The sequence below is a fragment of the Novosphingobium sp. B-7 genome (assembly GCF_000410615.1).
Classification (GTDB): Bacteria; Pseudomonadota; Alphaproteobacteria; order Sphingomonadales; family Sphingomonadaceae; genus Novosphingobium; species Novosphingobium capsulatum.
Genome location: NZ_KE148317.1, coordinates 476 through 703, shown reverse-complemented (window position 1 = coordinate 703; position 228 = coordinate 476). Strand labels below are relative to the sequence as shown.

Annotated in this window: 1 protein-coding gene; it reads right to left on the bottom strand. The window is 71.5% G+C overall.

Going from position 1 to position 228, the window contains the following annotated elements; translation table 11 throughout:
• Positions 1-228: ABC transporter ATP-binding protein (locus H926_RS26700; RefSeq protein ID WP_043608950.1), on the bottom strand; the 228-nt coding region annotated here is incomplete at both ends.

The following is a 228-nucleotide window of genomic DNA, read 5'->3' as shown; positions in this document are numbered from 1 at the left end:
GGCGGCCGAGCCGCACCAGCGTTTCCACCGTCACGTTCCACGCCACCTCGCCCGCTTGCGGCAGATAGCCGATGGCGATCGCCCGCTCCCGCGCGGTCAGTTCGGCCAGGCGATGCTGCCCCAAAGACACGTGCCCGCCATCGGGCTCTTCCAGGCCAGCAAGCGCGGAGAGCAGCGTGGACTTGCCTGCCCCGTTCGGCCCACAAATCGCGGTCAGGCGGCCCGGCG